Annotated in this window: 9 protein-coding genes; 3 read left to right on the forward strand and 6 right to left on the reverse strand. The window is 42.7% G+C overall.

Going from position 1 to position 14,177, the window contains the following annotated elements:
* The 3 genes from MKY98_RS23915 to MKY98_RS23925 are packed head-to-tail and all read left to right on the forward strand — an operon-like array spanning position 1 to position 5,482.
* The gene (locus MKY98_RS23915) at positions 1 to 1,410 is read left to right on the forward strand and encodes an efflux RND transporter periplasmic adaptor subunit (RefSeq protein ID WP_029514596.1); all 1,410 of its coding nucleotides are present in this window, start codon (positions 1 to 3) and stop codon (positions 1,408 to 1,410) included.
* Positions 1,407 to 4,523, forward strand: coding sequence for an efflux RND transporter permease subunit (locus tag MKY98_RS23920; protein ID WP_069009996.1), 3,117 nt, complete (start codon positions 1,407 to 1,409; stop codon positions 4,521 to 4,523). Before MKY98_RS23915 ends, MKY98_RS23920 begins: the two co-directional genes overlap by 4 nt.
* Positions 4,524 to 4,579: 56 nt before the next feature.
* Positions 4,580 to 5,482 (forward strand): TetR/AcrR family transcriptional regulator, encoded by a 903-nt coding sequence (locus MKY98_RS23925; protein ID WP_029514598.1) that lies wholly within the window; start codon positions 4,580 to 4,582, stop codon positions 5,480 to 5,482.
* A gap of 129 nt (positions 5,483 to 5,611) precedes the next feature.
* Here MKY98_RS23925 and metK read toward each other — a convergent pair whose 3' ends face one another.
* The 6 genes from metK to MKY98_RS23955 all read right to left on the reverse strand — a co-directional run bounded on the left by metK (position 5,612) and on the right by MKY98_RS23955 (position 14,160).
* Entirely contained in the window at positions 5,612 to 6,814 is a 1,203-nt protein-coding gene (metK, locus tag MKY98_RS23930) for a methionine adenosyltransferase (protein ID WP_013312298.1), read from the reverse strand.
* Positions 6,815 to 7,148: 334 nt separating this feature from the next.
* Positions 7,149 to 7,439, reverse strand: coding sequence for an alpha/beta-type small acid-soluble spore protein (locus tag MKY98_RS23935; RefSeq protein WP_069009997.1), 291 nt, complete (start codon positions 7,437 to 7,439; stop codon positions 7,149 to 7,151).
* A 143-nt stretch (positions 7,440 to 7,582) separates the two neighbouring features.
* Entirely contained in the window at positions 7,583 to 8,161 is a 579-nt protein-coding gene (locus tag MKY98_RS23940; protein ID WP_029514600.1) for a hypothetical protein, read from the reverse strand.
* Between the two features lie 47 nt (positions 8,162 to 8,208).
* Positions 8,209 to 9,750, reverse strand: a complete 1,542-nt coding sequence (locus MKY98_RS23945; protein ID WP_069009998.1) for a stalk domain-containing protein — start codon at positions 9,748 to 9,750, stop codon at positions 8,209 to 8,211.
* A 99-nt stretch (positions 9,751 to 9,849) separates the two neighbouring features.
* The gene (locus MKY98_RS23950; RefSeq protein WP_069009999.1) at positions 9,850 to 12,273 is read right to left on the reverse strand and encodes a copper amine oxidase N-terminal domain-containing protein; all 2,424 of its coding nucleotides are present in this window, start codon (positions 12,271 to 12,273) and stop codon (positions 9,850 to 9,852) included.
* Between the two features lie 540 nt (positions 12,274 to 12,813).
* Positions 12,814 to 14,160, reverse strand: a complete 1,347-nt coding sequence (locus tag MKY98_RS23955) for an efflux RND transporter periplasmic adaptor subunit (protein ID WP_069010000.1) — start codon at positions 14,158 to 14,160, stop codon at positions 12,814 to 12,816.
* Between the last annotated feature and the right edge of the window lie 17 nt (positions 14,161 to 14,177).

The following is a 14,177-nucleotide window of genomic DNA, read 5'->3' on the forward strand; positions in this document are numbered from 1 at the left end:
ATGAATAAACAACGGGCCATCATCATATCTACTTTATCCCTGTGCATCGCAATGACCGGATGTTCTACAGAAAAAAAAGATGCCGCTCTAGGTTCATCTGTACAGCCAACCGTTGTGCGGACCGCAATCGTCAAATCAACGCCACTTCATACTGCCTATAACTTGTCAGGCACTCTTCAAGCCTATGAAGAACGTACACTGGCTTTTCAGAACGGAGGTATCGTCGCTAGCGCAGAAATCACTACCGGGACGGCTGTACAGAAAGGTACAACCATTGCCCGTCTAGATGACGCTGACTATAGACTGCAGGTTGCACAGGCGACAGCCTCTATTCAAGAGGCCTTGGCCGGTATAGATAACGCACAGGCTAATTTACAGGCTGCTACCTCCGCGATTCAATCCGCCGATGCCGGCATTACAGGAGCTCGCGCGAATGTTAACAAGGTCAATAAAGGCGCACGTGCTCAAGAGAAACAACAAGCGCAAGCTACTGTAGATAAGGCACAAAGCGCTTATAACAAGGCCAAGACGGATAGCGAGCGCACACAGAAGCTGTTTGAGGCAGGCGCTGCTACCGCATCAGATAATGAAAATGCTCACCTGAATGCTACCGCAGCCCTGAAAGACTTGGAACAAGCCAAGGAATCCCTGTCCCTTTTGCTGGAAGGGGCCACAGCCGAAGATCATCAATCCGCCCAAGCTTCCTTTCAAGATGCGCTTGCAGGTAAAAGCAAAGCCCTAGCGGCCAGTGAACAGGCTGTGGCTTCCCAAAAACAAGCCCATGCCAACTACGAAAAAGCCCTTGTTGCCAAGGGGCAGGCAGAACTTGCACTTTCACGCACACGTCTAATCTCTCCTGTGAACGGTGTAATCTTAGAAAAAATCGTGAATACAGGTGATTTGGTCGCGTCAGGGCAAGCCGTCTATCGCATAGGCACCATCGACCGCCTCAAAGTACTACTTCCTGTACCAGACAGTGAAATTAAGGATTGGAAAAAGGGTCAACAAGTAGAAGTGGCGCTCTATGAAGAGACCCGTCAAGGTACGGTGTCTAACGTCTATCCTTCAACCAGCACCGACACAGGAAGGGTTAACGTAGAGATTGTTATAAACAATCCACAGCGAGACTGGTTACCCGGTCAGGTCATTAAAGCTGCTCAACAGGTGACCGACAAGAATGGGATTCTCGTTCCTGCCGAAGCAGTCATTAACACGGGAAGCAAGCCTTTTATTTTCAAAGACATTCAAGGAAAAGCTGTTAAAACCCCTGTGGAGCTTGGTAATCAGGTTGTAGATAATCAGTTGCAAATCGTATCGGGACTTCGTGAAGGCGAACGTATTATCGTTAAAGGGGCAGAAAACCTGTTTGATGGAAATGCGATTCAGTCGGAGGAAGGCGGACGCCCATGATTGAGTACATCGTAAAAAAACGAAAAATTACATTGCTGTTTTTTGTCATGCTGATTTTGGTCGGAATCTTCGGCTTTTTCCAGTTACCACAGCAGGAAATGCCGGATGTCACCATACAGAATGCTATGGTAACAACAGTCTACCCTGGTGCTTCACCACAAAAAGTAGAAGAAACCGTAACTAAAGAGCTGGAGAAACGCATTAAGGAAGTTGAAGGTGTTAAAACGATTAGTTCGACTTCTGGTAACGGATTCTCCTCTATTTTAATCGAATCCAAAAACGGAGTTGATCCTCAAACGGTTTGGGATGATATGCGTAAAAAAGTGCAAGATGCACAAGCTGATCTTCCTCAAGGCGTTGAAGTACCTGTTGTAAATGACAAACTAACCAGCTCTTTTATCGGCTCCTATACCCTGACGGCTGACTCTTCCACACCGCTGTATAAACTAAATGATTTAACAACGACTTGGAAAGATCAGCTCAATACCATTTCTGGCGTATCTAGCGTCAAATTCAATGGTCTCCCTGATCAAGAAGTACGTGTCCATATTGACAATCAGAAACTTCAGCAATACCAGCTTTCGTGGGGACAAGTGGCTCAAGCGATTCAGGCTCAAATTGATCGGGTCCCTACTGGTAATATTGAATACAACGGACGTACCTATCAACTTATTGTTCGCGAGACCGAAAAAGCTGATGAATTGAATCAGGTCCTTTTGACACGCACCAAAGAGGGTAATCCTGTTTATTTGAGAGATATCGGCATAACGGAGCTGGCCCATCCTAATACAGAATACTTTGCCTATGTAGAGGGTAAACCGGCCATTACGTTAAGTATTGGAGCAGAAACAGGCACAGACATCCCTTCTATGAGCGAAAAGGTCAATACCAAGCTCAAAGAACTGGAAAAAACACTCCCCGCAGGTGTTCACTTTCAAACTCTTTTTGCACAAAAGGATCAGGTAAGCCATATCTTTGACGACTTAAAGCGTGAAACGATTCTTGCGATTGTGGCCGTTATTCTCGTTTGTATGTTGGGGCTGAATTTGCTCACCTCTGCATTTGTTGCACTGGCCATTCCTATTTCGGTTTCGATTGCCATTATCTTTTTGCCTATGTTCGGCATCACTCTAAATCAGATTTCCGTTGTCGGTCTGATCATCGTACTCGGCATACTCGTGGATGATGCCGTAGTTGTAAATGATAATATTGAGCGTAGACTTACGGAATTAGGAGAATCACCCTCAGTCGCAGCTGTAAAAGGTACCAAAGAGGTCATGCTTTCTATTTTGGTTGCAACTCTGGCTACCATCTCAGCTTTCGCACCATTGTTGTTTCTTCCTGGAAATGTAGGTGCCTTTATTAAACCTATTCCTGCTATTGTCTCCCTGACCATGCTTGCCTCTATGATCATGTCGCTCACCATCATCCCTATTTTTCGAGAATGGTATGAGAAGCGCAGACAGGCTCGTCACCCTCAGGGTAAATCTAAACCAGCAGGCTTGCTCGGCCAGCAGATTCATTCTTTAAACAAGCTCTATTCACAAAAACTGATGCCTAAGGTCATTCAGCGTCCCTTGTTGACAGCCATGGTCGGACTCATGCTTGGAACAGCCGCCTATGGATTAGTTCCCTTTACCTCAGTTGAACTTTTTCCTGAGTCGGAAGATCCTCATGTTGCACTAAATGTAAAAATGCCTGTAGGCACTTCAATTGCGGAAACCGACCAGGTCGTTAAAGACCTTGCAGGCTGGGTGAAAAAGCAACCTGAAACTTCCAAGGTCGTCTACAGCACTGGAGGGACTGCCCCACAACTGTTTAGTGACATTAATAGTTCGGGTGGAAATATTAGTTATAACGAAACGGTGGGGCAGATTGCTGTCGTCGGCAAAGAAAACGTATTCGATCTCAATACGACAGTTGATGCTTGGGAACAACATGTTAAGAAATCCTACCCTGGAGTTACAGTTACGATGTATGTTCCTCGTCTCGGGATTCCAGTGGGTAAGCCCGTTTCTATTCGTATCTCAGGTCAGGATCTGAATGAACTGCAAACTCTTGCCCAAAAGGCAAAGGAGCAGATCGCGACAGTAGAGGGCACAACAGGCATCGTGGATGATATAGGAATTGAACGATATGCACTGGAGCTTGAGGTCAACAAACAAGCGATGGATCAATACCTGGTAAGTTACACAGATTTGACTCGCACCCTGCTTCTATTAAAAGAAGGAGCCCAAGTCAGCCAATTTGATACTGGAAACAGTCTGGTAGATATTAAAATGTATTTGAATCACAGCGACGAGGAGCCAAGTAAGCTTTTCCAACAATTAAGTGTAGTTAATGCAGCTGGTAAGCAAATTCCATTAAACCAGCTTGTCCAGATTAAGCCGTCATTTGCTATTCAGCAAATCAAGCATTACAATATGGAGCGGACGATTACGGTGGAAGCCGATTTGAACGGACGAACTGCAAGCGAAGCGATGGTTGATGTTGAAAGTAAGCTGGCGCAAATGAAATTCCCAGAAGGCTACAAATGGGAGGTTGGTGGGGAAACCTCTGACCAATCGACCATATTCAAGGACTTAGGACAGCTGGCTATCGTTGTAGTCTTGCTCATTTTACTCTTGATTACTATGCAATTTTATTCTCTCTCCATTCCTATTATTATTATGACGACCGTGTACCTGGCAGCAGCCGGCGGGATTATTGGTATTTTCTTAACCGATATGCCTATCGGTTTTATGAGCATCATGGGAATCATTGCACTCGCGGGCATTGTTGTGCGGAATGGGATTGTGTTAATTGAATTTATCGAGGATGCACGACATGAAGGAATGGAATTAAAGGAAGCCGTAATACAGGCGGCCGCCGCTCGCTTCAGACCAATTTTATTGACATCCTTGGCCGCCATTGTAGGTATGATTCCGTTGGCACTATTGGGAAGCCTGCTCTTTAAGCCACTGGCGTTTACCGTCATTTTCGGTTTGTTATTCTCGACCTTGTTAACCTTGTTTGTCGTGCCGTCCTTGTATATGATCATGGCCAAATACAAGATGCGCCGTCAACTCAAAAGACAGCAGCACACAGTTATCACACCTGATCAATCTTTATGATGTATGAAGTGAGTTCGCATGCTGTCGAGTTAGTCGGTCCCTAGGGGGAAGTATGTATGGAAAGCAAAAAAAATGATATTTTACAGGCCGCCATTCGGCTGTTCTCCAGAAAAGGCTATTATTCAACATCTGTTGAAGAAATCGCCAAAGAAAGTGGGATGGCGAAGGCATCCTTTTATAAATATTTTCAGGGAAAAGAAGAACTCCCTCTAGAAATGTGTATCATTCTGGAAAATAATATTGAACAAGACATCCGGGCTCTCTACAGTAAACCTGATCTTTCTAAGCACGATAAACTACATGGTTTTATTGTACTTTACTTGAAAAATCTCGTTGAAAACAAAGTGTATCTCATGATGGATCTTCCTGAGCCTTCCATGCTTATTTTCCAGAATGAACAACTTAATTACGCATTCGAGAATCATGAATACAAATTGTACAGATGGGTTCGCGACTGCCTGATTGATATTTTTGGACCGAGCATTGAAGATCATGCATGGGACGTGACCTTTGTACTTAAAAGCATTGTGTTTGAATATATTCGCTTCTTTGCCGATCGCATGAATGATGAAACGATTGAACATCTGACACAGTTTATTATCTTCTTATCCAGTTCCTTGGCAACCAGCCTGAACAATGCTGATTCAGCTCCACATTTGTTCTGGAGCAAGCAAGGCTGGTTACCCGAAAGTGCTCTAAGTAATCCTTTTGATCAAGGCCGTCAAATTAACAGCCTTCTCCACTCTTTGGAAGACAGTATACTGCTGTCTTCTTGGAGTTCAGAGGAGAAACAGGAGTGTCAGCAAATCTACGCTCATTTAAAGGAAGAGGCTCTGAAATCGAACCCTCAGAAAGGTCTCCTGAAAGCCCTTTTTGCGTATTTGGAGCAGTACAAGGAACTGCAAAAGGTTTGTCGTTTACTTAAAAATTTATTGGACCATGCTCCGATATCCGAGTAGTCACTCAGCATTCGGTACATCAGAACAAATTCGTACTTAACAGCGAAACACATCAAAAAAAGACTGTTCATGCAAAGCATGAAACAGTCTTTTTGGGTTATTGCTTTTATTTTGATAACATACGAGGAATTACAGCCCCGCTTGTTCTTTTAGAATTTCAGCTTTATCTACGCTCTCCCATGGTACATCCAAATCTGTACGTCCAAAGTGACCGTAGGCAGCAGTTTGCTTATAAATTGGACGACGCAGATCCAACATGCGAATAATACCTGTTGGGCGCAGATCAAAGTTATTTCGGATCAATTCAACCAGCTTCTCATCACTCACTTTACCCGTACCGTATGTATCGACGTTAATCGAAACAGGCGTAGCTACACCGATGGCATAAGCAAGCTGAATTTCCACTTTGTCTGCCAATCCAGCTGCTACGAGGTTTTTCGCTACATAACGAGCAGCGTAAGCAGCGGAACGGTCCACTTTGGTCGGATCTTTACCGGAGAATGCTCCCCCGCCGTGACGTGCATAACCACCATACGTATCCACAATAATTTTACGACCTGTCAGACCTGCATCTCCTTGAGGACCACCGATAACAAAGCGTCCTGTCGGATTAATGTAATACTTGGTTTGCTCATCCAATAATTCGGCAGGAACAACTGGCAAAATAACCTTTTCTTTGATGTCTGCTTGAATTTGCTCCAAAGTAGTATCCTCCGCATGCTGCGTAGAAACTACAATAGCATCAATACGAACAGGTTTACCATTTTCATACTCTACCGTTACTTGGGTTTTACCGTCAGGACGAAGGTAATTCAGTGTTCCATCCTTACGCACTTCAGACAAGCGCCGTGCAATACGGTGAGACATAGCGATAGGTAAAGGCATCAACTCCGGCGTCTCGTTCGTAGCAAAACCAAACATCAATCCTTGATCTCCAGCCCCAATGTTTTCCGTTTCTTTATCTACTTCAGCAGGATCACGGCTTTCCAAGGCAGCATTAACCCCTTGAGCGATGTCCGGCGACTGTTCATTCAAAGAAGTCAATACAGCGCAAGTATTATAGTCGAAACCGTATTTCGCACGTGTATAGCCAATTTCCTTAATCGTATTACGTACAATGGATGGAATATCCACGTACTCCGATTTGGAACTGATTTCACCAATAACGAGAACGAGACCAGTAGCTACCGATACTTCACATGCTACCCGTGCATTAGGGTCATTAGCCAGAAAGGCATCCAATACAGCATCGGATATCTGATCACAGATTTTATCCGGATGGCCTTCTGTTACAGACTCGGACGTGAACAAATGACGGCCTTTTACAGACATGAATTTCAACCTCCCACAATTAAAATACATGAGGATTTAATAAAAAAATCCTGACATGGTAATGGCATTATTCAGATACCTTCAAGCCATCAAATGGCGGGAGGTATCTTGTTACACCTGATTAATAAAAAATGAACCTTCTCCGGTAGGAAAAGGTTGCGTACAAGCCTCAAATGCCATGATATCCTATTTAAAACAAGGTGTCAATTCGTGTCACCCAATGACAACATTCGAAATTAGGGTAAGTCTACATGCAAACCATTTTTGATTTACATGTAAATTACCCCAGATTTTACGCTACTATATGTTCAAAAACTGTAGAAATTATTGCAACTTACAATGTACCATATTCAGATAAGCTACGTTCAGCAGATTGTATCAGTCGCTTAGTAATTTCACCACCAACCGAACCGTTTTGTCTTGAAGTTAAATCACGCCATGCTACATTCCCGCCCCCCGCAAACTCCCCCAATTCTGCAGCAAATTCACTGTCAGCCTTAGGTTGTATATGTGTATATTGGGGATTATAAACAGGTAGCCCAAACTCAGCAGCGATTTCATACTTCAAATCATCTAACCTGACACGACTTTCGGGAATTAATCGTCTTTGACCTCTTGACGCCATCTCGTATACACCCTCCACTAAATGTATTGTCTTTCATGGGGTTAGTGTGCAGCGATTAGGTTCAACTTAGCCAAGAACAATTTGCTATCCCAAACAGTATTTAAGAAAAAGAGCCGCCGAAAGCAGCTTAAATACAAAACAGTTTACTGAACAGTATAACCGCCTCGTACCATAACGACCAGACCAAACTTCTGACCTTCTTTTACTTGAATACCTCTTCCTTCTCTAGGAAACGATAATAAATGATTTTTTTCGACAGCCTGATTATGAACAATTTCCGTTCCAGAAGTAATATCAATAGCCCCACTGGCATCCATACTATACACAACAGCATAACCATTACGTAAAATAAATTCCGAGCCTGCTTTGGCAATCAGTTTTTGACCAGGCTTTACATCAACAACCTTTAAAACCTCTGTCTGCTCTGGTGTGGAAGTTTTTCCTGCACTAGAAGTTCCTGACGCCGTTGTGTTAGAGGTAGCGTTTGTCGCTGGAGTAGTCGAACTAGTCGTTTTACTACTCGTGTTACTTGCGGGCACTCCACCTTTGATTGCCTGGGCAATTTTTTGGTCAACATAGCTTTTGGTTACGACTGGATCGTCAGCTGTACCAGGTTGTCCAGAACTGGAGGCTCCATTAACTGAATTGTTCATTAAGGAGCCTGCTACAATTCCTCCCCCAAGTAAAGCTGCAGCCAACGATACTTTATAGCGTGATTTCATGAGGTCCTCCTACTGCAGGTTATAAGAAATTAAAGATTAAGCTTGAATTATTGGGCACCAGCTCCAGAAGCAGCACCTTGTAAAACCCAGGGTTTTTCATAAGCCATCTTCAATGTATCAATGCTTATAACCAGATCTTCCGCTTGCTGTTCTGTACTCGTCACCTTCAGATTTGCGTCAAACACCTGAAGCTCCGTAGCCAATCCCACATCAAATTGTTTTTTTGCCATATCCGCTGCACTGCGTGCACTAACCAAACCAGCTTGAAGTTGTGAGTATTGGCTCTCTAAACCTTTAATAGTATTATAGGCATTTCTTACAGCTTCTTCGAGTTGTCTCTTTGTACCTTCTGTAGCAAGTTGAGCTTTCTCCACATTGAGCTGCTCAGCTTCATAAGGCGTGTTTCCAGGTGTGCTAAAGTTGTAAAGCTTCAAGCTTAATTCAGCCAAATCTACCTTTTGCTCACTTAACCAAATGGCAGTACTACTAGTAAGTACTTGGCTTACAGTAGTCTCTACATTACTTTTAAACTCAGAATAAACAGGTTTATCCTTCAATTCATAACGCTGCTCGGGCTTGTAGCCAATGAGTTGGTTCAATGCTAAAAAAGCACTATCCAAGTCTTTTTTAGCCTTGTCTAAAGCTGCCTTGTTTTGAGTTACTAGATTCGTTGCTTGGGTAACCTCATAGTCACTGGACATTTGGTTATCTCTTTTAATTTGTGCAACTTTCAACTTGCGCTCAGCATCTTCAATATTCAAAGCAGCCAACTTAACGGCATTTTGTTTTTGAAGAAGCTTATTATAAAGATCCTTCACGTTATATTGAATACCTTCCTTAGTCATGTCTAAATTCTTCTTTGCCGCTTCATAATTAAGGTTGGTTTGAGCATACCCCTTAAAAGCTTTATCAGAAGCTTCAACGCCTGCCTCAGCAGGAACAAAATCGATATTCTTACCTGCTTCTTTCATAATTTTTCCAGCTTGATCAATACTATTTTCTACTGTTTTGATCGATGTACTATCAGCAATTGCCAGTTTAACTGCATCATCATAGGTCAAAGAATCATTATAATAAGTATCATAGGTAACTTGGGTCACAGGGGTTGCGAGATGCTTACTGGACAAACTATTGGTTTGGTCGCTAGTAGTGCTGCCATCAGCTTGATTGGAAATGGTCACTGTTCGTGTAGCCTGATCCCAATTTACTTTGGCGCCTAATGATTGGCTCACAAAACGTAAAGGAACGAGTACTTGACCCTTTTGAATTTGAGTTGCTGCATCGAGCTGTACAGGATTACTATTTTTATAAGCTAGTTTAGAACCAACATTTAAAGTTAACGTATCGTCATTTTTAGATGCTATCACTTTTTTAGCTTTGCTGTCCCAATCGACTTGTGCTCCCAAGCTTTCAAAAACTCCACGAAGAGGCACCAGGGTTGTATTTTGACTAACAACCGGAGCCTGTGTATATTGCTGGGTTACACCGTTAATAATAACCTTTATATCACCTGCTTGAGCTCCTGCAAAATTGGCAAATGCAGAAGAAAGAACCAATGTAGAAAGTGCTGCCACTCCAAAACGTTTCATAATTTCTCTCCTTTGTCAATAAGACTAATAAAAGAAAAGGGCTCCAAAAGGAACCCTCTTCTCATCTAATTCAGTTAACTCAAAAGAGTTGCTCTTAAATTAGTTTTTGTTTTCAACAGTAACTGTTTTTGCAGTTGCATCATAAGTGATGGATGCATCCAGCGCTCTGCTCACCCAAGCGATTGGCAGTACAGTACGGTTTTTGTTAGTTACAGCTTTAACGTCCATACGAATCACAGAACCGTTAACAGTCAACAGGTTTGTGTTCAGTTTGATTTGAGCAACAGTGCTACCTTTGATCAGGGTAACTGTGGAAGTTGCTTTGTCAAACAGGATGTTTTGTTGGGATACACCCAGAGCTTCAGCTGCATAACGTACTGGCAAGTAAGTGCGTCCGTTTTCAGCATAAGGAGCTACTTCTGCTGTTTTACTTTGACCATCTACAGTGTAAGAAGTGCTTCCCAGTGTGAAGACAGCTTTAGTACTAGTAGCACCTGGAGCTGGAGTTCCAACAGTTGCGATTGCTACTTCAGCAGCTGCAGTGTTGTTGTCTTTCCAGTTTTGAGTGTTTTCGCTACCTCTGTAAGCAGTGTAAGCTACAGCACTACCTTTCAGCTTGGCAACGATGTCGCCTTGAGCTACAGTACGGTCAACAGTCAGCTTAGGAGCCGAGATTGTGATTGTACTTGGAGTAGCACTTTCGCTGTCGATGTAGAAGCTCAGACGGCCTTTGTTGCTATCACCGTAAGTATCAGTAGATACGCTCTTTACTTTAACATCACCAGCTGTTACTTTCACTTCTGGAGTAGAAGCAAAACGTACGCCTACTGGCAATTCCAAGATTACTTCACGGCTACCATCTTTCTTAACGAAAGCTTCTTTAGCAGCTTCAGTGATTGTGATATCGCCAACTTGTTGATCGCCCAAACCGATTGTCAGGGTAGGCTTGGAAGCAGCAGCCAAAGTAACTGCTTGTTTCACAGTTGCAACTTTAACAGTACCGTTCAAACCTTGGCTACCAGCAACTTCAACGTTCAGGTCGCCAGAGAAACCTGGTTGCGTAGCTACTTCAACATTTTTAAGTTTCAAGCTACCAGCGTCAGTTGTGCTGTTAGGATTTTTGAAAGTCAATTTCAAAGTACGTTTATCGGAATCAGTGTAAGATACTTCTGCGTTACCAAGACCATTAGTATTTTCCATAGATCCTGAGAAACTTGAACCTGGATCTTTGTCATCAAAAGTCGACTGCCAACGAGCGCCTTCAGGCAAACGCAATGTCACAGTACGGTTTTCAACAAAGGAATCAGCAACCTTTTCCTTAATTACGATGTCACCAATTTTTTGTTCGTCGTGACCAGCAAGAATTGTTGTTGGAGTAGCAACAGTAACTCCTCCGCCAATTTCTCCATAGTTACCTACTACAAGAGTACTAACATCAGTAGATGCATTTCCGGAGATACTAGCTACAACATCGCCTTCTTTAGCGCTTGTTTCATCATCAACATAGAATCCAACAGGCAATTGGAAAGAAGTTTCTTTCGATGTCTTAGCAGACAGAGACAATTCCAACGTATCACCATCAGGATCATAGTTCACTTTCACATCTTTATCACCATACAAAATGGTAGCAGCTTCTACAGGCTTAGCATCCCACTTAAAACCACTAGGCAATTTCAGTTTAATTGTGTTAGCTTCCAAAGCGCCAGCTGTTTGCTCTTTAACTTTCAAAGTTGCAGTGAAACGCTCTTGGCTAGATACAGTATCACCAGCCGACAAGGAAACCTGACCGGAAGATACTACATTAGCAATTGTTACTTCGCCACTAGTGATACCACTATTGCTATCTGCATCAATAGCGACTTTGACCGGGCCAGTGCTTGGTCCTGTAACATTCATGTTCAGGAAATTCAGGTAGATTCCAAGATCATCATTAGTATTATCAAAATTAATTTGTACTCTAACAGTACTATCATTCAATGGCGTTACAGTCACTGGATTTTCAATATCTCCAGAGTTATTTTTCAAACCATTGTCATCCATTTCGACAAATACACCCATACCATATGTTGTGCCACCATAAGTAGCGGATGCTACGCTACCATAGTTCTTGTATGCAGAACTGTCATTGTGTCCAGATACACCAACAACGCCGGCATAATTTTCAAGCTTATTTCCAGTAACTTCTGAACCATTGAACTTAATTCCTTTAGGCAATCTTACAGTAAAAGAAGAACCATTAGTCACAGCAGCTTTACCAATGTTCACTTTCACTCTACCCAGTTGCGCATTTTTTTCTGCTGAAGAATTAAGAGATGGAGTATTAATCGTTTGGTAGCTAGAAGCTGCATGGATTGCAGTTGGTGCAGTCAATGCTGCGATTGGAGCTGCTACACCAGCAACCAATGTTGCTGTTGCCAGCACGTTGATCATTTTTTTATTAAACTTTGTCATAACCTTTTTTTCTCCTCCTTGAATATAACCAGAAATATTATTTTTGTCTTTTTGTCGGATCTTGTCACTCATCAGTCGTTACACCTCCTTTCCGAGCTTTATGAGAACCCTTATAAAATGATATCTGTGACAATATCACAGAAGCTTGGAATCTAGTTGAAAGAAAGCGTCCATTTATGACGTACTCCAGTATTATACAATGTGATAACAATGCAGTAAAGATTTTTTTTAGCGAATTTTGTCTTTACGCTTTTGTACCCCTTTGTTTCATACTCACCCAATTAGACGTAGCATGGGTTCAAAAAGTTGCGTCTGTTTCAAAAAAAAATTATTTTTTTTGAATTATGTATTCCGCTTTCCACAGTCATAATTATACTATTGAACCTGTTCCTCCGTCATCCTACAACTTTTACCTTATCAACCTTAAATGTACAAGGGTTATTTTCATACATCAAATCGGTCTTTAATGGAGTATATTCGTTAAGAATTATCCATAGAATATATAAAGTACATAAAGTCTATAGATTCCCTTGAAATCTAATACTCTAATACACTTTAGGTAGTAGAAATGACGGAGTAACAGTGATTTACCGTAAATATAGCCGCGACAAATTACTTCACTACATTAATCTTCGCGCCATCCGTAAGCAGACTAACGCCCTTAACGACAACATTTTGTCCTTCAGCAAGCCCCTTGGTTACCTCAACCTGTTTGGCACTTTCCTGGCCTGTCTGCACCTCTACCCGCTTAGCCACTGTTCCTTCCACTACATAAGCATACTTTTTCCCTGCCTGCTCCGTAATGGCATCCTGCGATACCAAAATGTTTTTAGGAACTTCTGATTTCATGTATACAGTTACAACCATCCCTGATTTTAATTCGCCAGAACCATTAGGAACTGATACCTCAACAGGGTATGCCTTCAGATCATTATCCATTACCGGATTGACAGCCGATACTTTGGCCTCAATTCGCTTATTTAACGAGTCCACGCCTACAGTCACAGATGAACCCACCTGCATCTTGAGAAGCTCAGATTCAGAAACGTTAACTTTAGCAATAATAGGATTGGTATTTGCTATTGTAGCAACCGCGGATTGTGCACTAACCATTTGCCCCTGGGTTCCTGTTACTACCGATATCGTACCGGAAATCGGAGCTTTGACCACAGTATCCACCAGTTGGCTACGTGCTGTATCTAAACTGGACTTAGCTTGATTGACAGAAGCACGAGCTACGTCAATGCCTGTTTTCTGTTGGGCAAGACGTAATGATTTTTGAGCATTGCTATATGTTGTTTGCGCACTTTGCTTGGACGTTTGTGCATTGTGAAGTGTGATCTGTGCATTCTCCACTGCAGTTAAAGCCCTTCTATGCGCTATTTGAGACTGCTCTAACTCAGATTGAGATAGAGCACCCGCACTAAACAACTGTTGGTTGCGGTTGAGCGTATTTTGAGCATCACGCACGGAACTCTGAGCATCGACCAGACTGGTCTGAGCTTGGGTGATAGTGTTGTCTTGCTGGACAAGCGCACTTTTGGCTTGATCCACGCTGGATTCTGCCTGCTGTACCGATTGCGCTGCACCTGACTCTGCTTGTTTTAAATTGGCCAGGGCAACCTGGTAAGACTCCTGGGATTGCTTAATCGAGTCTTGCAAGTCCTTTTGGTCTATAGTAAACAATGTGTCGCCTTTATTTACTTTTTGGCCCACTGTAAGGTTAATACTTTGAATTTTACCACTAATTTTCGGAGACACCTGAGCTGTCTCTTTGGGAGCAAAGCTTCCAATAATACCTGTTGAATCGTTAATACTACCTTTAGCCACTTTTGCTACTTGAACTGGAATGGCTTGCTGCGCCGTAGTCGGTGCGGCAGGGGCCTCTCCCCCACCGCAACCAGCTAATGCAACTGATAAAAGCAAAGTTGTAGCAATCAGAGCACTTTTTTTATTCATTATGTTTCTCCACCTCA

This window comes from Paenibacillus sp. FSL M8-0228 (genome assembly GCF_038007385.1).
Lineage (GTDB): Bacteria > Bacillota > Bacilli > Paenibacillales > Paenibacillaceae > Paenibacillus > Paenibacillus polymyxa_D.